Genomic DNA, 22,066 nt, shown 5'->3' with positions numbered 1-22,066 from the left:
AGCCGCCAGCTACCAGTCGCCAGCCATCAGCTATCAGCCGTCAGCCATCAGTCGTCGACGACGGCCGTCCACCCGTCCGGGTCCCCGGGCTCGGCGTTGAAGTCGTACCGCAGCCCGTCGCGGCGCAGACCCACCAGCGACACCGACGTGGTGCCCCACGTCCGCTCGCCCAGCGGCCGCCGCACCAGCAGTGCGCGCTCGTCGGAGGAGTCCAAGCCGGCGCCGTCGACCAGCGGCAGCCACGGGCCCCACGCCTGCCGCGTCGACACGCCGCCCACCGGCTCGGGCCGCGGCGCCGCCGCCAGCTGCGGACGGAAGTACTTGATCCGCGCCGCCATCTGCTCCACGCCCGGGCCCTCGTCGGAGTCCGCACCTTCCAGGCCGCTGTTCACCACCAGGTGCAGGCCCGGCCCCAGCACCCGACGTGCCGGGCGGCGGCCGTCCCAGGACAGCAGGAACACCTCCTCGACGGTCGCGCACACCAGCAGGAACGGGTCGTACCGCGCCAGCGGCAGATCGGCCACCGCCTCCGCGCCGCCGGCGGCGAACCGCAACGCCAGATCGCCCCGCGACAGCCGCGCCGACTGCGGCGCCAGCACACCCCAGCCGTTCAACACCGTCGCGGCCCGCACCGCCGGCGGGTCGGCCGCCAGCCACGTGCCCGACGCCAGCAGGTCCTGCCCGCCGACCACCCCCGGATACTCCCGGGGCCAGTGCCGGCCCGGCCCGACCCAGGACCGGTCGTGGAACTCGTCACGGATACCGGCCAGCAGGACCGGAACGGCTGAGGAGGGATCGACGTCCACGATCGCGGTGCACACACCCCCATCACAGCACTCGGCACCGACCCGGTCGAACGGTGGTCCTGCCGGCAACCCGCACCGACCCGGACAAGCTGCGGCGATCACACTGAGCTATCAGGGCCGCGGCAGGGTGTGGTTTCCTGCCGATCCGGGTACGCCGATTCCACAGATGTGGGCGGAACCACGCCGAGGTGCCCCCTTGGACCCCGGCGACGCACGAGCAAGGAGCGGAAGCCGCGATGACGCAGGACTCTCTGCCGGTGGGCCGCAAGGCCGAATCCTCCGGCAACCCGGCCGCGTACCCCGCCGACGCGCCGACCCCCCTGCACCCGACCCGCCCCACCCACGCCATGATCACCTGGCTGCTGGTCGGCACCGGCTACGCCCTCATCGCCGGCAGCCTGCGCCGCCTCACCGCCCCCGCCGAACTGGCCACCCTGCTGCCCGGCGCCGCCCTGGTCTGGTACGCGATGCGCCCCGCCACCCCCCACTTCCCCGCCCCCGACCACATCGACGGCAAAGGCGCCCTGCCGTGGGCCGCCGTCGCCGTCGTGTTCGGCATCTGGGAGCTGTACGCGGCCGTGCGCGGCTCCACCCCGGCCCACCCGACCCTGTCGATCCTGATGGGCCCGCTCATCGACCCGCCGTTCGCCCGCGCCGCCGGCTACGCCCTGTGGCTGGCCGTCGGAGTCTGGGTGGTGCGCCGATGAGCAGCCGCGTCATCACCATCCTCGGCTACGTCGTGGTCGGCCTGGCCTGCCTGACCGTGGAAGCGTTCGCCCGCCGCCCCGGCAGCCGCATCCCCACCTTCTCCCAGCTCATCGGATTCGTGATGCGGGAGAAATGGGGACGGCTCGGGATCCTGTTCGTGTGGTGGTGGCTCGGGTTCCACTTCCTGTCCCGATCCTGACCCCTGTTCCGACCCGCACCCGCCCGTACCCGGCCATCCCCCCAACGGTTGCTGCCGCCGTCACTGCACGGCGGCCTTGGCCAGCAGAACATCCCGGGAGAAGTACCGGAACCCGACGCTGTAATACAACCCCCGTGCCTTGGGATGCGCCGGCGCACCCAGACACGCGACCGTGGCATGCGAGGCACCGGCGGCGCGCGCCGTGTGCAGGCCGTGCAGCACCAGTGCGCGGCCCAGGCCCAGGCGGCGGAACCCGGGGTGGGTGCCGACGGGTTCGAACTCGACGGTGGCGTTGGCCGGGTCGAGCCACATGACGGCCGAGGCGGCCATGGTGCCGTCGGGGGCCTGGATCAGCAGGTGCAGGTCGGGCCGGTAGCCGGGGGCTTGGAGCAGGCCTTGGTAGGCGTCGTCGGTCATGGTGGAGGCCGGCCAGGCGGCCAGGTGGGCCCGCACGGTGGCGCCGGGTCCGGCGTCGGCGGCGGTGGTGAACGCGAATCCGTCGGGCAGGTCCGGGGTTTCGATGTCCTCCAGGTCTCGGGTGTTCAGCTGGGTCCAGTCGCCGTCGTCGGCGCTGCTGTCGGAGGTGCTGTCGTCGGTGCTGTCGGATTCGGGGGTGTAGCCGTGGGCGGCCCAGCGGGCTTGTGCGACCTGGTCGGCGGCCTGTGTCACCAGGGTGCGCCGCACACCGGCGGCGGTCTGTTCGTACCAGCCGATGACGTCGTCGATCAGGGTGTTGTGGTCGGGGTGGATCTGGTAGGTCAGGTAGGCGTCGGTGTAGTCGCGGACGGTGCCGTCGGCGCGGGGGACTTCGCGGGGCAGTGCCGCCCAGGCCCAGGCGATGAGGTCGGTGCGGTCGGTACCGTCGGTGCCGTCGAACCACAGCCGGTGTCGCCAGCTGCCGCTCTCGGCACGGTGGGCCCGGCCCCAGTTCCAGGCCAGTTCCCCGTAGGTGGCGTCGCTGTTGACGAGTTCCAGGTCGGTGGCGGTGATCTGCTGGGCCAGCCGCTGCATCAGCCGTAGTTCGGTGTCGCCGAGCGGCTGGTTCCGGCCGGTGGTTCCGGTCCCGGTGCTTGTCTCAGCCATGGTCGGCCTCCACCGCGATCGGGTCGCCCACGTGGACTCGTCCGCCTTCCAGCACTTCCAGGTACACGCCCAGGTTCAGGTCGCGTCCGGCCAGGGATTTCAGTCCTCGTGAGGTGTAGGGCAGGTCGTCCTGGGCGACGTTCAACGTCCGGCACCGCTCGGTGGTCTTCGCCCACCGGGCCAGCACCGCGCCGGGGCCTTGGCCGATGCGCAGGCGCCGGCCGGCCCAGCCGTCCTCGGCGAACGCTGCCGCGCCGGGCAGCCGCACGACCAGGTTTGGGCGCAGCCGCCGCTCGTCGGTGGGCACGTCCTCCAGCGCCTGCCGGTACCAGTCCAGCGTGGCGGTGGACACCAGGTGCAGCGGCGCGGCGTCGTGGTGCGGCGTGTCGCCTTCGGGGGCCAGCCGCACGTCGCCGCGCCGCAGATGCGCCCGCACGGCGCTGTCCGCGGCCGCTGACGGCACCGGGTATCGGGTCCCGTCCGGCGCCACCAGCTGTGGTTCGCAGTCCGCGGCCTCGACCGGATCGTCGGGGTAGGCGGTGCCGAAGTCCAGCAGCCCGTCCATGCGCCGGAACCGCCGCGAGTCTTTGCACGACCCGAACCGGCCCTCGGCGTCCCACACCGCCCACAGCCGGTCCCCGACCAGGCCGCGCCGGTCCACGGCGGCGCTGGCCGGCCGCTCGCCCCGCATCGATTTCACCGGGTAGCGCCACAGCGTGGCCACCGAGCCCACCACCTGGAAAGATCCGGAAGTCATGGGCCCAGCGTAGCCAGCGCGGTGCCGGGGACGGCGAGGAATTATCGGCGCGCCCGGAAAGGCAGGAAGGCTGGGAAAGGCAGCCAGGGCGGTCAGGGCGGTCAAGGCAGGAAAACCGAGGCGTCTGGAAAGCCGAACGGGCCGTGACCCTGGTCCGAAGGTCACGGCCCGCTCGAGTGTCGGTGTCGCTGGGGGAGCTTGTCCAACACGGTCCGGCTCGGTGAGCCGGCACACTCATCAGACCGCGCCGAGGGGCCCCGGTGCCAGTGGCTCGGCAAAGGATCAGGCCTTTGGGTGCAAGGAAGTCCTCTTCGCGTCCCCCGCGCGCCACGCCGAAGTCCGCTCGCCCGGCGGCGGCTCCTTCCCGGTCCCCGCAGTTCCCTCGGAGCCTCTGACAGTTCCCTCAGGAGCCTCGGCAGGCGTCCCGGCAGTTCCCTCAGAGGCTCCGACAGTCCCTTCAGGCGGCCAACGGCGCCCCGCGCGCCAGCAGATCCCTGATCCCGGCGGCCGGCAGCGCCCGGGAGAACAGCCAGCCCTGCCCGGTGTCCACGCCGAGCCGCCGCACGGTCTCCAGCTGTCCGGCGGTCTCCACGCCCTCGGCGGTCACGGTCAGGCCCAGCGCGTGCCCGAGCGCGGTGACGGTGGCGATGATCTGCTCGTCCGCGCCCGCGGCGCCGAGCGTCCCGCCGACACCGGCGTTGGTGCCCGAGCCGGTACCGGAGCCAGTACCAGGACCGGAGCCGCCGCCCGGGCCGCCGCCGGACACCGAGGCCGAGGCCAGTCCGGCGACGAACGTGCCGTCGATCTTCAGGATGTGCACCGGCAGCCGCCGCAGATGCGACAGGTTCGAATAGCCGGTGCCGAAGTCGTCGACCGCGATCGCCACCCCCTTGTCGGCCAGCGCCCGCAACGTGGCCTGGGCGGCGTCGTCACCGGGCAGCAGCGCCGACTCGGTGATCTCCAGCCGCAGCCGCTCCGGCGCGAGCCCGGAGTCGGCGAGCGCCGACATCACGTGACCCATCAGCCGCGGGTCCCGGCACTGCCGTACCGCCACGTTCACCGACACCGGCGGCGCCGGCTGGCCCGGGGAGTCCGGCCAGGTCGCGGCGGCCTGGCAGGCCTCGGCCAGGATCCGCCGGCCCAGCTCCACGATCAGCCCGGAGTCCTCGGCCAGCGCGATGAACCGGTCCGGCGGCACCACCCCGAACCGGGGATGTCGCCACCGTACGAGCGCTTCGACGCCGGTGACGGCGCCGTCGGCCAGCGACACGATCGGCTGGTACTCGCAGTAGAACTGCCCGGACTCCACTGCTGCGGGCAGGTCGGCGGCCAGCCGGTACCTGGCCACGTCGGCTCCGGCGCGTTCGGCGTCGAACAGGGTCCACCGGTCCCGGCCCTCGCCCTTGGCCCAGTACAGCGCCAGATCCGCGGCCCGCATCAGGTCCTCCGGCGCCGAGGCGGCGGCCAGGGCCTCGACCGCGCCGATGGAACCGGTGACGGTCAGGTCGCGGCCCTCCACGCGCAGCGGGTCCCGCAACGCCGCCAGCACTCGCTCGGCGACGCGCTCCACCATTCCGGAACCGGGGGGCGAGCCGGGAGCAGGGCCGGGGGCAGGGCCCGAACCCGCCGCTCGCAGTGTCGGCCCGGTCGGCTCCTGCCCGTCCACGCCGGCACCGAGCCCGGTGCCCACGCTCCCACCCGCACCCGCACCCGCACCCGCACCCGCACCCGCACCCGCACCCGCACCCGCACCCGCACCGGTGCCAGTACCAGCACCCGCGCCGGTGCCTACGCCCGCGCCGGCTGCTTCACCGTCCCCGGCTTCGCCGCCGTAGTCGACCAGCACCGCGAACTCGTCGCCGCCGGTCCGCGCCAGCAGGTGCCCGCCGGGCTCCAGCACTGTCCGCAGCCGCGCCGCGACCGCCGCCAGGAACCGGTCGCCGGCTCCGAATCCCAGCAGCGCGTTGATCTGGCGGAACCCGTCCAGATCGACGCTGCACAACCCGATGCGCTGCCCGGGCCGGGCCCGCGCCCCGGTCCGCGCCTCCAGCCACCGGGCCAGCATCGCCCGGTTCGGCAGCCCCGTGAGCTCGTCGGCCCACGGCGCGGACGAGCGGCCCGCGGCCACGTCGGCGTGCGCCATGGACATCTTCTGACCGGACACCGCGACCACCTCCATCGGCGGGCCGGGACACCGATGACCCGGCCCGCGCCGCCGCCTGCACGGCTTCCGAACGACTACCGAGCGCGATCATAGGACCATCCGGGGGCGCTGTGACGGCGCACACACTCCCGGATCACCTGATCGTGGCCGTACTGTCACACTCTCCGGGCGCGCGTCGAGCCGCGGTCGGGTCCGCGACGCGCCCGGCCGTAGCCGCCGTCGCGGCCCGCGGACACCTGTACCGGCACCTGAACCGGCACCTGAACCGGCGCCCGAACCGGCACCGGTGCCGACGCCCCGGGACGGGCCCGCACGCGGCCGGGCAGGTCGGGCACAATCAACGGCTGTGCAGATCACCATTCGTGAAGCCCTTCCGCAGGACCTGGCCGCCGCCGGGGACCTGACCGCCACCGCCTATCAGGTCGACGCGCTGGCCGAGCCGACGTATCTGCCGCGGCTGCGCGACACCGCCGCCCGCCACGCCGCCGAGGGCACCTGGCAGCTGGTGGCCGTGGACGAGGCCGGCACGGTCGTCGGCGCCGCCGTCTACACGGTGGCCGGCAGCGAGTTCGCCGACATAGCCCGCGGCGTCGAGGCCGAGATCCGGATGCTGGCCACCGCCCACGCCGCCCGCGGCCGCGGCGTCGGGGAGGCCCTGGTGCGGCACTGCGCGGACCGGGCCCGCGCCGAGGACCGCGGCGCCCTGGTGCTGTCGACGAAACCGCAGATGGCGGCCGCGCAGCGGCTGTACGAGCGCCTGGGATTCCAGCGGATCCCGGAACGGGACTGGGAGTACGCCCCGGGCAAGGCGCTGCTGACCTTTCTGCTGCCGGTTGTTTGAGCGCCCCATAGCCACCCTGATATCCTCACCCCGTGAAAAACTTCGCGTGCACCAGCTGGCGGCCGTCCTAGGGACGGCTTCCCCAGCTGCACGCCGACAGGCCGTCCGACGATCCGGACGGCCTTCGTTGTTCTCGACCCCCGCGCGGGGCGGGGCGGTCCGGGCGCCGTCGACGGTGACCCCCCGTTCCGTGAGATACCCGTTGGGAGAACGACGATGAGCATCACTGTTGACGTACCCACCCCGGCCACGCCCCAGGCCACAAGTTTCCCCGCTACCGGCGGCGGCCCCGCCGCCATGGCCCCGGCCACCGGAATCACGCCGGACACCGGCGCCGCCGCTGTCACCGCGGCCACCGGAACCGCTGGAATCACCGCAACCGCCGCAACCGCCGAGATCGCTGCAACCGCCGAGATCACCGAGGCCGGCGCCGAGCCCGGCCCGCTCACCGACACCGCGGCGTTCCTCACCGAAGCCGACCTGTCCGCCCAACTGGTCGGCGACGCCCGCCAGATCCGCGTCCTCACCGGCGACCGTCCCACCGGCCCGCTGCACCTGGGCCACTACCTGGGCTCCCTGCGCAACCGCGTCCGCCTCCAGGACGCCGGCGCCGACCTGTTCATGCTGGTCGCCGACTACCAGGTCGTCACCGACCGCGACGCCGGCGCCGGCCTCGCCGACCACGCCCGCGGCCTGGTCGCCGACTACCTGGCCGTCGGCCTGGACCCGGCCCGCAGCACCGTGTTCGCCCACTCCGCCGTCCCCGCCCTGAACCAGCTGCTGCTGCCGCTGCTGTCGCTGATCTCCGTGGCCGAACTCGAACGCAACCCCACCACCAAAGCCGAGGCCGCCGCCTCCGGCCGCCCCGCGCTGTCCGCGCTGATGCTCACCTACCCGGTCCACCAGGCCGCCGACATCCTGTTCTGCCACGCCGACCTGGTCCCGGTCGGCCGCGACCAACTGCCCCACCTGGAGGTCACGCGCACCGTGGCCCGCCGGTTCAACACCCGCTACCGCCCGGTGTTCACCGAACCCCGCGCCCTGATCTCCGACGCCCCCTGCATCCTGGGCGCCGACGGCACCAAGATGAGCAAAAGCCGCGGCAACACCATCGCGTTGCGCGCCACCGCCGACGAGACCGCCGCCGTCATCAAGGCCTTCAAAACCGACACCGACCGCCACATCGCCTACGACCCCCAGACCCGCCCCGAAGTGTCGAACCTGCTGCTGATCACCGCCCTGTGCAGCGGCCAGGACCCGCACACCGTCGCCGAACAGATTGGCGACGGCGGCTCGGCCGCCCTGAAACGCCACGCCACCGAAGCCGTCAACGAACACCTGCGGCCGCTGCGGGAACGACGCGCCGAAGTGGCCCACGAGACCGGGATGCTGTCGCAGATCCTGCGACGCGGCGCCGAACGCGCGACCGCCGAAGCCGAGAGGACCCTGCACCACGTCCGGGAAGCGATGGGAATGGCGTACTGAACCCGGTTTCGAACACTGAACCCGCTTTCGAACACCCCTGCGGCGGCGCGCGCCACGAACGATCCCGCCCTGCGCGCCGTCGCCCAACCTGCTGGTGGGCCCGCCCACGCGACCGTCCCCGGGCGGCCCAGCAGCAGGAGCGAGGCACCCACGCCGATGCCAGCATCAAGCCATGAGCGGACGCCACGCAGCCCCGGCCACCGGCACCGCCCCGGCCGCCGAAGGCCCGGACCTCAAACGCCGCGCCATCACCATCGGCCTGGTACTGATCGCCGCGGTCCTGACCTACCTGGCCGCGACCGCCTACGTTCCCCGCTGGTGGTCCCAACGCATCGGCCACGCCGTCAACGGCCAGATGTCCACCGGAACACTGTTGGGCTTCTGCTTCGGCTTCGTGTTCACGATCGTGCCACTGGGCCTGCTGTGGATCACCATGCGCCGCCAGATGAGCTGGAAGATGCGCGTGTTCTGGCTCGCCCTGGCCGTCATCCTGGCCGCACCGAACCTGATGACGCTCGGCGTGGCGGCCGGGGGAGGCGGCGGCGCCCACGCCGGCCAGCGAACCATGGACGTTGACGCCCCGATGTTCCGCGGCGCCACCGGCGTCGGGACGGCGTTCGCGCTGGTGGTGTTCGTGGTGATGGTCATCGTCTACCGGCGGCGCGGGCGCGCGCCGAAGGCGCCGTCGCAGGCCTCGGCCTGACGCCTGACCTGCCTGACCTGCCAGACCTGCCGAGGGGGCATAACCCTGCTATCCGGTGATCGGGCACCTGAGCGAGTATCAAAGCTCTACGGTGACGCGCACCAGCGGTGGTCGAGGGGATGGGCTTGGGGTGGTCGAGATGGCAGCGGTGACCAGCGGGTGGGAGGCGGGTCGGGCGGTGCAGACCGTGGCGCTCGACGCCGACGGCAAGCGCTGGTTCGGCTCGGGCTACGTGGTCGCTTCCGACCTGGTGCTGACCGCCGAGCACGTGTTGCACGGTGGTGGTGCGGTGGCGGTGCGGTTCGTGGACGCCCCGGGGCGGGTGCGCGAAGTGGCGTGCGAGGCGGTGTTCGCCGACGGCCGGGCCGACGTGGCGGTGCTGCGGCTGGTCGGCGCCGAGCCTTCGGTGGCCGCGGTGCGGTTCGGGTACGCGGCCGGGCCGGTGGGTTGTGACGCGGTGGGGTTTCCGCGGTTCAAGCTCAACGACGACCACCGTGCTGCCGGTCCTGAAGTGGCTGGCCTTGAACCCGCCGGGGCGGGCCAGTCCGAGCAGCGGAGGCGGCGGTACCGGGACTCCCACCATGCCGCCGGTATCTGCCATCCCGATTCCAACCGGTACGCCGGGACGCTGGAGTGGACCGTCGCGGCACCCGAGCACGACCCTGATCCGGGATGCTCGCCGTGGGAGGGGATGTCCGGGGCGGCGGTGTTCGCCGACGGGCTGCTGATCGCGGTGGTCAACGAGCATCACCGCCGCGAAGGGCTGGGCCGGCTGACCGCCTCCCGGGTCGGACGCTGGTACGACCTGCTCGACCCGGAACGGCTGGCCGAACTGGCCGCCCTCATCGGCCTGCCCGGGCGCCGCGAGGACTTGAACGCGGCCCTGAGCACGGCCGGGCCCGGCACCCATGAGGGCGGTCCCACGGCCGAGACCGATCCCGCGAGCGGCCACCTGCGGCGAAGCCTGTTCCTGGCCGGCTCCGGCATCGGCTCGAAATTGATCATGGCGCCGCTGTTCGGTTCCCCTTTTGACCCCGCCCGGCTCCTGGGAGAGTTCGTCGAGTCTCTGCTCGCGATCGGACTGCGCGACGACGAGGTGGAACCGCTCAGATCAGTGGCTCACGGCTTCTCCCGGGCCACCTCCCGAAGCCAGGCACAAGCGTTCCTCGCGCCGTACCAAGCCGCGATGGCGAACGTCGAGACCATCGTCCGGCAGCGCTGCGTCCAGAGCCGACTCACCTGGTTCACCTTCGGAAAGCTGCTGTTCCAGGTCGCCTACCAGGGAACCTACGCCGGAACAACGCCAGGCGGCGACGTCGACCTCTCCGACCACCGGGACGCCCTGTTCCACCTGTCCGAAAGCCTCGAAGTTCCGAACTCGCTCCGCGACGAGATCCAAAAGTTCGCCAGGATGCCCAACGATCCCGAAATGAGCGGCCGCCTGATCGAGGAAGCGCGCAGACTCTCCAGGATCGTCTCCACGCTCCTGAACCCCTAGCCCTAGCCCTGGCTCTGGCCCCCCTGGGCGGCGGTCAGGGGACTGTAGAACAGCTCCAGCTGGATGCCGTCAGGATCCTCGAAGCTGACGAACTGCCCGAGGTCGGTGTGACGCACCGGAGAATGCGCCACACCGACCTCGCCGAACCACTGTTCCCACCGCTCCAGCTCCTGCACCGAACCCACCCCGAACCCGAAATGGTCCAGGCCGGTCCGAGCGAAGTGGAACGCCTCACCGGAATTGCCGGTGTGCTGCTGAAGCGCCAGACACACCCCGGTGGGATGGATCAACAGCGTCTGCAACCAGTCGGACTTGTCCGTCACGGCCAGGGTCTTGAACCCCAGCACCTCGGTGTAGAAGCGGACGCTGGCATCCCGGTCGCGGACCGAGAACGACACGTGCGACCAGCCGGAAAGCTCGGGCATGCGGCGCTCCTCCCTGCATTCCTGCACAGGCGGCGTAGAAAGGCTCTGCGTCGACGAAAGGCCGGCTCTGCGTCGACGTGCGCACGCTACCGGCGGAACGGCCAGGCCGGAAGACACACCGGCAGTGAGGTGCCCGACTCCCCCCGCCGCCCCCGCCCGCTCTGCCTCGCCGGTCACCAGGTCGCCCGAGCCCGCCCCGACTCCCCGCTCCCTCTACCAGGCCTGGCCCGCGACCTGCCGCGTCGGGCCGTTCAACCGGTTGAACAGATTGGTGACGGCGATCATCATCACGATCGCCGCCAACTGCTTCTCGTCGAAGAACTGCGCCGCACCGTCCCACACCGCGTCACTGACCCCGTCGGCACCGTCGGCGATCCGCGTCGCCGCCTCGGTCAACGCCAACGCCGCCTTCTCCTCTTCGGTGAAGAACGGCGCCTCCCGCCACGCCGACACCAGCCCGATCCGCTCCTCGGACTCCCCAGCCTTGCGCAGGCTCGACAAGCCGCTGAGCACGCACGGCGCACACCCGTTGATCTGGCTGGCACGCAGATGCACCAGCTCCAGAATCGTCTGCGACACCCCGCCCTTGTACACCGACTTGTACAGCTCCTGCACAGCCCCGCCGGCGTCCAGAATCATGGCCGGGTTCGCGATACGCGCCTGCATCAGTACTGCTCCCTCTAACGAGTCTTCGAGATGATTCATACGGGTTCGGACCCGTTGGTCCGCCGCCTCTCTGACTCCCAGGCGCCGCCGAATGTGACAGCGCCGGACGTGACCTGGGTCACATCCGGCGCCGCAGCCCTATTCACGCAGGTCAGAGCCGTACTAGCTCTGCCACACCGTCACATCCACCACCGCATACGGATTCGCATCGGTACTGGAGGGCATCCGCCGCACCGTCACCAAAACCAAATGCCCGGTCTCGGTGTGGATACAGAACCCGCTGCCCGCCGACACCTGCGACAACGGCACATCGTGCTGATAGCGGGTGTCGTTGCGACAGGCCGTGTAGCTACCGGTCTCCTCCGAGTCCAGAATCGCCACCTGGTCGGCATAGAACTTGCCGTCCACGAAACTGGTGGCGAAGAACCCCATGCTGTCCGGCCCGTTCGCCGTACCCGATACCGGATGGTTGGGATCGTTCAAGAAATCCACGCTGTACCCGGAAGCCAACTGAATCCGGTAGTAGGACCCCAGCGTCGACCCCGACGACGAGGACAACGAGGCACTCGACGACGGCCCCGAGGACGACGCCGAATCACCATCGTCACTCGCCGACGACGAGGAGAAGGAACCACTCGAACCACCCGGCGTCGCCACCGAACTCGACGACCCCACCCCACCAGCAGACGCCGAAGGCGACTGCGAACTACGACCGGGCGTAGCTGCCGCACTCGACGAACTCTGAGCAGCGGTCGGCACAGACGCCGTGGCCGCACTCGCGGAATTCTTCGAGTTGAGAGCGTGATCACCGAACGCGCCGACACCCACACCGACCACGAACACGGCCATGGGCACCAGGACGCGCGCCAGCGTGTTCTTCTTCGGCGGGGGCTCGGCGCCAGAGCCCGCTTGGCCGAACGGCGGGGGCTCGGCGCCGGCCGGCTGGGCAACCGGCGCGGATTCGTCGACGACTGAGGCTTGCTGCTCGGTACCGGCTGCCTGCGGTACTGGCGCGGACTGCGCGGATCCTTCGGTGGCCGAGGCTGGCTGCTCCGGCGGCGTGGGGGAGGATCCGGCAGCGGTCAGCACAACTGTGCTGAGGATCGGCTTGTCGTCAGCGCCGGCTGCATGCTCTTGAGCACCGGATTCGGCTCCGGCGTCGGCCGAATGCTCGCCAGATTCGGCTCCGGTCCCGGCTTCATCTTCATCTTCGGCGTCGGCGTCGGCCGCATGCTCCTGAGCACCGGTTTCGGCGTCGACATCGCTCGTCTGCTCCTGCGCGCCGACCCCGGCCGAACCCCGCTGCCCAGCTGAACGCGCCGTTACCTCGGATATCTGATCGCCCGACGCGTCCTGAGCCTCCGCCGATCCGACCTCGTCCTCCGCCTCATCGTCCTCGGCAGACTCTCGGCGCTCGCCGTCGTCTTCCCCAGCGCTGTCGGGGCCCTCGGCCGCGACCTCCGTCCCCGGCTCCCGCGCCGGCAACGCCGTAATAATCGAAGGCTCCGGCGCCACCGGCACCGTCTGCTTCTTCCCGGCCCGCACCTCACCCCCGCCCCGTGCGAGCTGCGCGATCTGCGTCCAGTACGCGCGCCAGGCCTCGACGTCGCCTTCCCAGGCGCCGACTAGGGCCAGCGTCACCTCCCGGGTCGGCAGCTGCTCGCCGCCGAGCGCCTCCTCGATCTGCTGCTCGCTCAGGCCGGTGGCTTCGCTCAGCTCCGCCCCGTCCGGCCCTTCCGCGAAATCCCTGAGGTCCCGCAGCCCTTGCGCCAGTACGGCGACCGCCGACGTCGACGACACCCGTCTGTCTCCCCACCCTCGTCCGATGCGTCGGGGCTTAAGCGTAGTGCCGTCGGCAACGGCGTTTCGACCCCGCGTGCCACCGCCGCGATCGTGATCGGATCTGTGCGGATGACACTGAACCTTGACACTTTCGAGCATCGGCAGTGTGCTGATGCACGGCGTGCGCCCCGCAGATCTCTCAAGAATCAGCAAGGAGGCACTGTGTCATCTCCCCCTGCCGGTATCCGAAAGCTCACCATCACCGCGCTTGCCTGCGCATTGGCAGCTCTGCCACTGACATCGACAGCCGCGCATGCGGTGACGGCTTCGACAGCGTCGACCCAGGCAGCGTCCGCCGCCACTACCACCGCGACCCCAGCCGCCGCCTTGTCCGCGACACCCCCGATGGGCTGGAACGACTGGGCCCACTACGAATGCTCGGTGACCGAGCAGATCGTCGTCGCCAACGCCGACGCGCTGGTCAGCTCCGGACTGGCGGCCAAGGGCTACAAAACCGTCACCGTCGACGACTGCTGGATGGCCGGCTCCCGCGACGCCTCCGGCACCCTGGTCGCCGACTCCACGAAGTTCCCCCACGGCATGGCCTGGCTCGGCAACTACCTGCACAGCAAGGGCCTGAACTTCGGCATCTACGAGGACGCCGGCTCCTCCACCTGCGGCGGCTACCCCGGCAGCGGCCAGCCGCAGGGCGGCGGCGCCGACCACTTCGCCCACGACGCCGCGACGTTCGCCTCCTGGGGCGTGGACTACCTCAAGCTGGACGGCTGCAACGTCTACGTGCCCTCCGGCCAAACCACCGAGCAGGCCTACCGCAACGCCTACAGCGCCGAAGCCACCGCGCTGGCCTCGGCAGGCCGCCCGATCGTGTTCTCGGAGTCGGCGCCCGCCTACTTCCAAAGCGGCGAGTGGGGCAACCCGACCTGGTTCGACGTGCTGGGCTGGATCGGCCAGTACGGGCAGCTGTGGCGCGAAGGCTACGACGTCGCCACCTACAGCGCCTCCAACCCCAACGCCTCACGCTGGTCCTCGGTCATGTCCAACTACGGCTACAACCGCTGGATCGCCCGCTACGCCCACCCCGGCAACTGGAACGACCCGGACTTCCTCATCGCCGGCGACCCCGGCCTGAGCGCCGACGAGTCCCGCAGCCAGGTCGCCCTGTGGGCGATGATGAGCGCCCCGCTGATCCTGTCCTCCGACGTCAGCGCCCTGTCCAGCGCCGGCCTGGCAGCCCTGGGCAACACCGACATCGTCGCCGTCGACCAGGACACCGCCGGCCGGCAGGCAGGCGTGGTGTCCACCAACGGCACCCTGGACGTCCTGGCCAAGCCGCTGTCCAACGGCGACCGCGCCGTGGCCGTGCTGAACCGCGGCTCGGCGGCTCAGACAGTCACCACGACCCTGTCCTCGATCGGACTGCCGAACTGCACCGCCACCGCCAAGGACCTGTGGACCGGCACCACCACCACAGGCACCAGCACCCTGTCCGCGACGATCCCGGCACACGGCACCGCGATCTGGCGCTTGACCCCGGCCACCGGCTGCGCGGCCGCGATCCCGACCGGCGAGATCGTCGGCAACGGCGCGAAGTGCATGGACGTCTCCGGCAGCGGCAGCGCGAACGGCACCGCGGTGATCCTCTACAGCTGCGGCGGCACCGCGAACCAGGCGTGGACGCGCCCGGGGGACGGCAGCGTGCAGTCGCTGGGGAAGTGCTTGACGGCGTCGGGCACGACGGCGGGCAGCTCGGTGGTGATCTCCACCTGTGCCGGCACGACCGCGCAGCATTGGACCGCGCACGCGGACGGGACGCTGACCAGCGACGCTTCAGGGCTGTGCCTGGACGTGTACGGGGGCGGGACGGCCAACAGCACGAAGCTGGACACGTGGACATGCGGGAGCCACCAGGCAAACCAGGCTTGGGCGCTGCCGGTGTGAGATACCGCAGCCGCATCGCGGTAATGCATTGCTGACGCTGTAAACGACGGTGGGGCGCTGCGCGGTTGTTCATCCAAATCCGCGCAGCACCCCACCACCTTCAGTCACCACGAAACCCGCTCGCTCACCAGGCCCGCGATGTCACGCGCGCCAAGCGGCCAAACCACACGGGTCCTCCCGACCTCTCTGACCCTCTACCTGGATCAGCCGCCCTCCACGTTCCCCGCGTGGGCGACGTCCTCCTGCCGCCGCCCACCAGGCACACGCGCCCCTCCGTCTCCGCCCCCGCCTCTGCTCCCGTCGCCACTGCCGCGGCTACCACTACCACTACCGCCGCTGCCGCCATTACCCCCGCCGGCCGTGTCCCGTTCCCGCTCCGCAGCAGCCAGCTCTCCCCTCAACGAGGCCGCCAGCAACTCCGCCTCCCGGCGTGCCTCCCGCTCGGCCGCCAACGTCACGGCATCCTGCTGAGCCCGCGCCATCGCCTGCTCCAACTGCGCCGCCGCACCCTCCGCAGCAGCCTCGGCGCGCGCCGCCCGCTCCGCCTCGGCCTGCCTCGCCGCCGCTTCGCGATCAGCCCGCTCGGACTGGGCGACGCGGGCGGCGTGCGCAGCCTCGGCATCGGCTTTCGCCGTCTGCATCTGCGCGGTCAGGCTGGCCCGCACGGCCTCCAACTCCGCTGCCGCCCGCTGCGTCGCCGCCTCAGCCTCCACGATCGCGCTCGCGGCCTTACCCTCCGCCGCGGCGATCCGGGCCTCGGCAGCCTGACGCACCAGCTCGGCCTGCTCACGTGCCGTCTCCAACTGCAACGCGGTCTCGGCCTTGGTGCGGTTCATCAGCTCGGTGGCCTGTTCGGCATCGCGCCGCGCAGCGTCGATCTCCTTACGCGCCTGCTCCCGCATCGCCGTCACCGCCGCCTCGGCCTGCTCCCGTACCCGCGCCAGCTCCTCATCAGCTTCCTGCCGCAGCCGCCGCTCCTGCTCAGCATGCGCCACGACCGCGGCGTCCAACGCCTCCCGCGCCACCTCCGCATCAGCAGCGGCCTGCTCAGCCCCCGCATTGGCGGCCTGCACAGCAAGCTCCGCCTCCGCCCGCCGCGCCGCCTCCGCAGCCGCAACCTGCTCAGCAGCCGTAACCCGCGCCGCGGCATCCAACTCCACCGACCGCAGCTGCCGCTCCACATTCTCCGGATCAGTGATCGCCTCAGCCCGCTCCAACCACAGATCAACCTGCGCACCCAACTGCCGCAACGTCGCAGCCACCGACACCCCCGAGGCCTCGAACCCGGCGCGCGCCGCCGTGACCGGCAACGCCCCACCACCCACTCCGACGCCGCCGCCCCCGATCCCAGCTCCACTCCCCGCACCGCCAGCCCCGATAGCCCCGACAACGCCCCCCGCCGCCACAGCACTACCGGCCGCCGCCTCAGCCCTGGCAGCAGACTTCCGCGCCCGATTGAACGTCACAGCATTGTGCCCAGGATCATCGCAGTACTCATGCCGCCGCCCCCGACTCCCCGGCAACGTCTCCTTCACCGGCCGCGAACACCGCCCCAGCCGCTCGAACTTGCACAAGGGCCGCGCGCCAGAACTCAACTCATCACTCACAGCCCCATCCTCCCGGACACACAGCATCCGCCGGGCACCGCACCGCACGGTTCACCCCCGTGTCCCGACACCCGCACGCCGCCTCCGCACCGCAATCCATCACCCACAGCCCCACCCCAAAGCCCCACCCCACCAACCGCACCAACGCCCGAGCCACACCCACACCGCACCCGGCACCGATAGGGTCGCGCCGTGACCAGGGAAGCCACCGGCCAGAACGAGCCCCCCACCGGCATCGACGAAGTGGCACTGCTAATCCTGGAATGGCTGGGCGAACAAGGCATCGGAGCCATGCTCCGCGTAGACGCCCTACGCCTGGCCGAAGGCCGCCCCCACTGGACCTTCGCCGCCAGCGGCGGCCCACTCCAAGCCGGCATGCGCGCCGACGCCCCCACCGCCGCAGCCTGCCTGTCCCAGGCCATCACCACGCTCCGCGACCTGGGCGTGAACGTCCCGTTCTGATCGCGCCTGTCAGCAACCGACGCTCCACAGCAGTCCACCGCTACAGCAGTCCACGCGCTCCGTCCCTTCCGGCACGGGCTTGGCAGCCGTCTGCCGTCATCGCCTCCATCAAACCATTTCAATACCTTGCGTGTCATGAAACGCAATGCAACTCTGTAATGCAATGCAAGTCAATGCCCTCCGCATAATGCATGTTATGCGGAGGGCTGAGCGTGGGGGACGGGCGGTGGGGATGCAAGGCAAACATTGGTGCGCTCGACAAACTGCGATGCTGCACCTCGTTGTCAGTGAGGAAATCGCAGGTCATGCCATCCACGAGGTCAGAGCGTTGCGGAGCCCGGTAGCACGCTGAGGGCCGCACCCGGCCGTCAGTAGCAACCGCATCCCACTGACACGCAGCAGGTCAAAGGCCCGGCAAACTGCATCGGCGTGCCAGTGGCGCATGCCCTGTGGGCCGACGATCCCGTCTTCGCAAGCGGCGTCGTCGACCTCTGTCTCGGTCACGAAAGAGGCCCTTTTCGTGACCAAGACCGAAAACGCGGACCCCTCCCCCGCAGCCCTTCCGGCGGCGTCGGCGGTTGTCCCATAGCGGGTTCCGACGGCGATGCCAACATCGAGCGATCCGGCGCCAGCCGCAGAATCGCTCTCAGCGAACGCTGAGCCGGTATGGACGGAGCAGGATCACGTCCTGCCGGACTCGGCTGCCGTAAGGATCACCCGGTCCGTGGCGGAGAACACCCGCCGCTCCTACGCCTCCCATTGGCGGCAGTACACCGCTTGGTGCGCCGAGGTGGGCCGCGTCGACCGACCCGCCACCGCGGCCACGCTCGCTGCGTACATGGACCACCTGGCCGACCGGGCCCTGGTCGAATCTACCCTGTCCGCCCACCTGGCCGCGATTGTGGCGATGCACTGCGCAGCCGGTGATCAAAGCCCGGGCACCCTGGCGGCCCGCCGGGTGATCGTCGACCGGGCTCGGCAAACGCGCCGCCGACCCCGAGGCCCCACCCGGCCCGACTGCTGCCCGCCGGACCTGCGCGCCATGGTCGCCACGCTGGACCTGTCCACCGCCGCCGGGCTGCGGGACCGGGCGGTGATTCTGCTGGGCTGGGCAATGGCCGCCCGCCGTAGCGAGATCGCCGCGCTGAACATCGCCGACGTCTGCGACGCCGCGCACGGGCTGCGGGTGACGGTCCGCGCCTCCAAGACCGACCAGGCCGCCAAGGGCGTGGTCGTCAGGGTCCCGGCCGGGAGGAATCCGGAGCTGTGCCCGCGCCGGGCGGGTGCGTGCTTGGACCGTCTACTTGGCTGGCAAGGGGGTACACGCCGGCCCGCTGTTCGTGCGAGTGGATCGGCGCGGCAACGTCGGCGCCGCCTGTTCGGACAGGCCATCGCTGCGATCATCACCGCCGCCGCAGCCGCCGCCGGACTCGACAAGCCGCCGGCCGATCCCCTCGACGATGCCGGGCTCCGCCGCTACACCGGCCACTCGACCCGCCGCGGCTTCGTCACCACCGCGCTGGCCCGCAAAGACGCCGACGCCGCGGCGATCGCCGAACACGGCCGCTGGACCCGCGGCTCCAATGCCTTCTGGAACTACTACGAACCCGACCGTGACTGGGACAAACATCCCGGCGACGGGCTGCTGTGACTTGATGTTGCCAGGCAGCCGGATTGACGTCGGCTCACCGGAAGAAGATATCGCTGTGATACGCACAATCAGGGATAGCTTTCCAAGCTAGCGACCAGGTCGAAAAGGTGGAGCACCCCAGCAAGGTCGCTGCGTCTTGATACTCCGAGTGCCCGGTAGATGTCATACAAAGTGTTTTCGATATGCCTGTTCGTGTACCCGAGGCTCCCGGCGATCACCGGGGTCTTTTGGCCAGCGGCGGCCAGGGTGGCGACATCGGTCTGGAAGGGGGTGAGCCGCGGGATCGTGAAGGTCAGCGCTGGTGTGCGTACGGTATCGCAGTGTTCAAGCATCGATGCCACGCGGTTCGCAAGATCGCCGGTTCCCGCGGATCTTCGCATCCTTGAGATGGCAAGGGCTTGAGATGTGGCCTCTGCTGCGTGAAGGTCCAGGCCCAGGGCCTGATAGATGGATGCCGCCCTGAGAAGGTGGGTGGTATCGCTGGTGGACAAGCCCAGTGCATGTTCGTGGACGGCGACGGGAAAGCTTCCGGGGATCTTTTCGCGGAGCTCTGCCAGCCGCTCGATGTCTCCATCTTCGGCCAGTCCGAAGCGCGCAGAGGCGAGGAGCGCATGGATTTCAAGGCCCGTGAAACCGTCACTTCGCAACCGAGCCAATAGCGTATCGATGATAGGGAACGCTGCTTGAGCACCGTCCCGGCTTGCGGCGACTTGAGACCGGGCAAGTTCGATCCACGGATACATCGCATTCATCGTCGGCTGGTGTCGACGGTCCGCGTCGGCGAGTGCCTCGGCCGCCTCTTCAGCCAGGCCCAGCAGGGCGGTGCTTTGAGCTTGTTCGGCCATGCAGGCGGAGGCGTAGATGGAGCCGGTGTCGCCGTTCAGGCGCATCTCGACGCAGGTTCGGCGAGCATCTTGCACCCTTCCGGCCATGCGGTGGGCCATCGCCCTGGACAGGGTGACGATCCCGTCGTGCAGGGGGAAGTAGAGGGCATTGGCGGAGGGGGCGTCGGGGAGTTTTCGCACCACGGTCGCGGTGACCAGTGTCGGTACCCAGCGGCCAAACGCACCTGCGGCCTGTGCGTAGGGCAGTTCCTGCCAGTCGGCATCCGTGGGTGTCGGCAGCGACGCGACGTGTTCAAGGCAGTCCTCCCCCGCACCCATATATGCCTTCATGGCGAGAGCCATAGCGGTCGCGATGGAACGCGCGGCGGGCGAAAGCGCGTCGCTTTCTGCCAGCAGCGAGGTATCGGCTACGGCCCGTTTGACGCGACCGGTCCAAAAGAGCATGGCGGCGGCCATCGGCAGCGCGACCCGCGATTCGGATCGCGGGACGCTTAAGCCTTCCTGCCGCAGTGCGTCGTCGGCGCTGGACTGATACAGCCTCGTGAAGCGGACGACGGCTTCCGTCTGGGCCGCCCTGATCCGCTCGTCGTTGTTCGTCAGACCAGGGCGGGCTTCGGCCAGGACCTCGAGGGCACGTATCGGATCCTCGCTCACCGCGTGCGAGGCGGCGAGCACCTCGACGGCGTCGAATCCAGCACCACCCGCGATCGCAGCCTTGGCGAGCTCGATTGCTAGTGGCACTTCGTACCGCCCATAGGCGGCACGCGCTCCGGCCACCATGAGATCGGGATCGGGGGGCGTTCCGGACCTCAGTCGCCAGGTCGCCGTCCGGAGCGCGTCACTGCTGACGCCGAACCGGAGATCCTCAACTGCGTTGGCAAGCGTTCCGTACAGCCGGTTGGTCTGGACTCCGTCGCCGTCTAGTCTGAGCCGGATTACCTCGCCGTACAACGGGTGCTCCAGGTAGACGTCCGTGCGGTTGTTCAGCGCGACAGTCCGGATGACACGGTCGCGGGTGGCAAGTTCCACGGTGTCCGAGCCCACAATCTGAAGCAGGATCGGCAATTCCAGCGGTTCGCTGAGCGCGACGAGTGCGGCAACCTCCCGCACCCGGGCGGGAAGGCCAGCCAGGCGGGCCTCGATCTGCCGGGCGGGGCCGGCCTCAAGAACGGCAGCCGTCGGACTCCAGCACCACAACCCGAAACGCAGCTCGAAGCCAGCGCGGCCGTCTGCGCTGTCGACAATCTCACGCAGCAACAGGGGATTCCCCTGTGCCAAGCGGTGAAGGTCACTTGCGCTCCGTGACTGTACCGGACCGCCCAGCACCTCGGTCAGAACGGCCGCCGTGGCCGTGGGGGCAAGAGCACCGAGTCTGATCACCGCCACCGCGTCGTCATGCCGCAGCTTGCCGACAAGATCCGGAAGCTCCTCACCAGTGCGATACGTGGCGGCCAAAATCGCCGCCCCCTCCACGACCGCGCGGTACGCGAACGAGGCGCTGAACCTATCCAGCAGGTGCACATCGTCGATGGCAAGCACGGTGGCGCTGCCCAAATCTCCGTCCCGGAGCCGGGCAAGCAAAAGCTCGATGATCTCCGCAGGATCCAACCCGGTCAGCGGCCGCTGACCGGTGAGCGGCCTGACCGCTCCGAAGCTGCTCGCGGACGTGGCCGCGGTGGCATACACGCGGACAATGCGGGTCTGGTCGGCCGCGAGCCGAGCAAGTGCCGCCTTGAGCAGGCAAGTCTTGCCGATCCCAGCTGGGCCGCCGATGAACACGCCCCGCATGTCCGTGCGAGTCAGCCCGGCCAGCGCGTCGGCAACCTCAGCCGTGCGCCCGGTGAACGGCCATCCCCTCACCACGAGGCTTAACGCTAGTAACGCAACCTGCGCCCGACAAGGGAGGCTCGGGGTCGACAGGAGTAGGAACCGCAGACACAGGAGTATCCACACCCGATACTCCGGTAATCCGACCGCTCGACCACCGCCTACTCCATGGAGACGATGAACCTGCAGGTTTGGGCAGCCGCAAGGGCCCGTCAGCTGGGGCTGGCAGGTCGCGACGACGGCGAAGAGGAAGGGCAGAGGTCAAACAGCATGGGCTTCTTTACAGAGTTGATGGTCGGGGTCGGAGAGTTCGTCAAAGGAATGAACGACATGGTCATCATCAACAGCTGGCTGGAGATGTCAGACCAGGAGGCGTTCGGCTCGATCGCCGTGCATGTGCGAGACAGCTCGGTTGAGGCGCTCGACCAGTTGGAGAGGACGCTGCTGGCTGACGCGGCGGCCAGGTTCGACTCATCCGTGCGACTTCGACTGATCAAGTTCTTCGCAGTTTTCAAGATATGCCAAAGCAGCCGCTTCGAGGAGTTCCGGGCCTTCCCGCTTTGACCTTTATGCACGTATGTAAACACCCGAGATTGTT

At 70.2% G+C, this 22,066-nt stretch carries 19 protein-coding genes; 10 read left to right on the top strand and 9 right to left on the bottom strand.

Translation table 11 applies throughout. The annotated features are described in order from the left end of the window. Positions 1-47: 47 nt before the first annotated feature. Positions 48-821 (bottom strand): NRDE family protein, encoded by a 774-nt coding sequence (locus ABD481_RS05065; RefSeq protein WP_344664326.1) that lies wholly within the window; start codon positions 819-821, stop codon positions 48-50. A 221-nt stretch (positions 822-1,042) separates the two neighbouring features. On the opposite strand from ABD481_RS05065, the gene ABD481_RS05060 reads away from it, so the two are divergent. Together ABD481_RS05060 and ABD481_RS05055 are read left to right on the top strand one after the other, a co-directional pair. After that, positions 1,043-1,513, top strand: a complete 471-nt coding sequence (locus ABD481_RS05060) for a hypothetical protein (protein ID WP_344664325.1) — start codon at positions 1,043-1,045, stop codon at positions 1,511-1,513. Beyond that, on the top strand, positions 1,510-1,713 hold the full coding sequence (locus ABD481_RS05055; protein ID WP_344664324.1) for a DUF6186 family protein: 204 nt from the start codon (positions 1,510-1,512) through the stop codon (positions 1,711-1,713). The genes ABD481_RS05060 and ABD481_RS05055 overlap by 4 nt, the downstream gene beginning before the upstream one ends. A 60-nt stretch (positions 1,714-1,773) precedes the next feature. Here ABD481_RS05055 and ABD481_RS05050 read toward each other — a convergent pair whose 3' ends face one another. From ABD481_RS05050 to ABD481_RS05040, 3 genes are all read right to left on the bottom strand, one after another. Continuing rightward, on the bottom strand, positions 1,774-2,796 hold the full coding sequence (locus tag ABD481_RS05050; protein ID WP_344664323.1) for a GNAT family N-acetyltransferase: 1,023 nt from the start codon (positions 2,794-2,796) through the stop codon (positions 1,774-1,776). Then, on the bottom strand, positions 2,789-3,553 hold the full coding sequence (locus ABD481_RS05045) for an MOSC domain-containing protein (RefSeq protein WP_344664322.1): 765 nt from the start codon (positions 3,551-3,553) through the stop codon (positions 2,789-2,791). The genes ABD481_RS05050 and ABD481_RS05045 overlap by 8 nt, the downstream gene beginning before the upstream one ends. 457 nt (positions 3,554-4,010) lie before the next feature. Next, positions 4,011-5,717 carry a putative bifunctional diguanylate cyclase/phosphodiesterase gene (locus ABD481_RS05040; protein WP_344664321.1) on the bottom strand — a complete coding sequence of 569 codons (1,707 nt, stop codon included), beginning with the start codon at positions 5,715-5,717 and terminating at the stop codon, positions 4,011-4,013. A 346-nt stretch (positions 5,718-6,063) separates the two neighbouring features. On the opposite strand from ABD481_RS05040, the gene ABD481_RS05035 reads away from it, so the two are divergent. The 4 genes from ABD481_RS05035 to ABD481_RS05020 all read left to right on the top strand — a co-directional run bounded on the left by ABD481_RS05035 (position 6,064) and on the right by ABD481_RS05020 (position 10,244). Further along, a complete protein-coding gene (locus ABD481_RS05035; protein WP_344664320.1) occupies positions 6,064-6,558 on the top strand; it encodes a GNAT family N-acetyltransferase in 495 nt (164 codons plus the stop codon). 216 nt (positions 6,559-6,774) lie between these two features. Continuing rightward, positions 6,775-8,043: a tryptophan--tRNA ligase gene (gene trpS, locus ABD481_RS05030; RefSeq protein WP_344664319.1), complete on the top strand. Its 1,269-nt coding sequence runs from the start codon at positions 6,775-6,777 to the stop codon at positions 8,041-8,043. A 172-nt stretch (positions 8,044-8,215) separates the two neighbouring features. Then, positions 8,216-8,746, top strand: coding sequence for a permease (locus ABD481_RS05025; protein WP_344664318.1), 531 nt, complete (start codon positions 8,216-8,218; stop codon positions 8,744-8,746). 139 nt (positions 8,747-8,885) lie between these two features. After that, positions 8,886-10,244 (top strand): S1 family peptidase, encoded by a 1,359-nt coding sequence (locus ABD481_RS05020; RefSeq protein ID WP_344664317.1) that lies wholly within the window; start codon positions 8,886-8,888, stop codon positions 10,242-10,244. A 2-nt stretch (positions 10,245-10,246) separates the two neighbouring features. Here ABD481_RS05020 and ABD481_RS05015 read toward each other — a convergent pair whose 3' ends face one another. The 3 genes from ABD481_RS05015 to ABD481_RS05005 form a co-directional block, all read right to left on the bottom strand. Beyond that, on the bottom strand, positions 10,247-10,669 hold the full coding sequence (locus ABD481_RS05015; protein WP_344664316.1) for a VOC family protein: 423 nt from the start codon (positions 10,667-10,669) through the stop codon (positions 10,247-10,249). A gap of 213 nt (positions 10,670-10,882) precedes the next feature. After that, positions 10,883-11,335 carry a carboxymuconolactone decarboxylase family protein gene (locus ABD481_RS05010; RefSeq protein WP_344664315.1) on the bottom strand — a complete coding sequence of 151 codons (453 nt, stop codon included), beginning with the start codon at positions 11,333-11,335 and terminating at the stop codon, positions 10,883-10,885. A 162-nt stretch (positions 11,336-11,497) separates the two neighbouring features. After that, a complete protein-coding gene (locus ABD481_RS05005) occupies positions 11,498-13,330 on the bottom strand; it encodes a hypothetical protein (RefSeq protein ID WP_344664314.1) in 1,833 nt (610 codons plus the stop codon). 9 nt (positions 13,331-13,339) lie between these two features. Here ABD481_RS05005 and ABD481_RS05000 point away from each other — a divergent pair, with 9 nt between their 5' ends. Continuing rightward, complete coding sequence (locus ABD481_RS05000) at positions 13,340-15,076, top strand: ricin-type beta-trefoil lectin domain protein (RefSeq protein ID WP_344664313.1); 1,737 nt, start codon at positions 13,340-13,342, stop codon at positions 15,074-15,076. Between the two features lie 203 nt (positions 15,077-15,279). On the opposite strand, the gene ABD481_RS04995 is transcribed toward ABD481_RS05000, so the two are convergent. Beyond that, positions 15,280-16,386, bottom strand: a complete 1,107-nt coding sequence (locus tag ABD481_RS04995; RefSeq protein WP_344664312.1) for a hypothetical protein — start codon at positions 16,384-16,386, stop codon at positions 15,280-15,282. Positions 16,387-16,875: 489 nt separating this feature from the next. On the opposite strand from ABD481_RS04995, the gene ABD481_RS04990 reads away from it, so the two are divergent. Then, complete coding sequence (locus ABD481_RS04990) at positions 16,876-17,145, top strand: hypothetical protein (RefSeq protein WP_344664311.1); 270 nt, start codon at positions 16,876-16,878, stop codon at positions 17,143-17,145. 724 nt (positions 17,146-17,869) lie between these two features. Continuing rightward, entirely contained in the window at positions 17,870-18,796 is a 927-nt protein-coding gene (locus tag ABD481_RS04985) for a tyrosine-type recombinase/integrase (RefSeq protein ID WP_344664310.1), read from the top strand. 68 nt (positions 18,797-18,864) lie between these two features. Here the strand turns inward: ABD481_RS04985 and ABD481_RS04980 are convergent, their stop codons facing one another. Next, positions 18,865-21,504, bottom strand: a complete 2,640-nt coding sequence (locus tag ABD481_RS04980; protein ID WP_344664309.1) for an AAA family ATPase — start codon at positions 21,502-21,504, stop codon at positions 18,865-18,867. 132 nt (positions 21,505-21,636) lie between these two features. On the opposite strand from ABD481_RS04980, the gene ABD481_RS04975 reads away from it, so the two are divergent. Beyond that, positions 21,637-22,032 carry a hypothetical protein gene (locus tag ABD481_RS04975; RefSeq protein ID WP_344664308.1) on the top strand — a complete coding sequence of 132 codons (396 nt, stop codon included), beginning with the start codon at positions 21,637-21,639 and terminating at the stop codon, positions 22,030-22,032. Positions 22,033-22,066 lie beyond the last annotated feature (34 nt).

Source organism: Catenulispora yoronensis, assembly GCF_039531695.1.
In the GTDB taxonomy this organism is placed as follows: domain Bacteria; phylum Actinomycetota; class Actinomycetes; order Streptomycetales; family Catenulisporaceae; genus Catenulispora; species Catenulispora yoronensis.
This window is presented reverse-complemented; position numbering and strand designations above follow the sequence as displayed.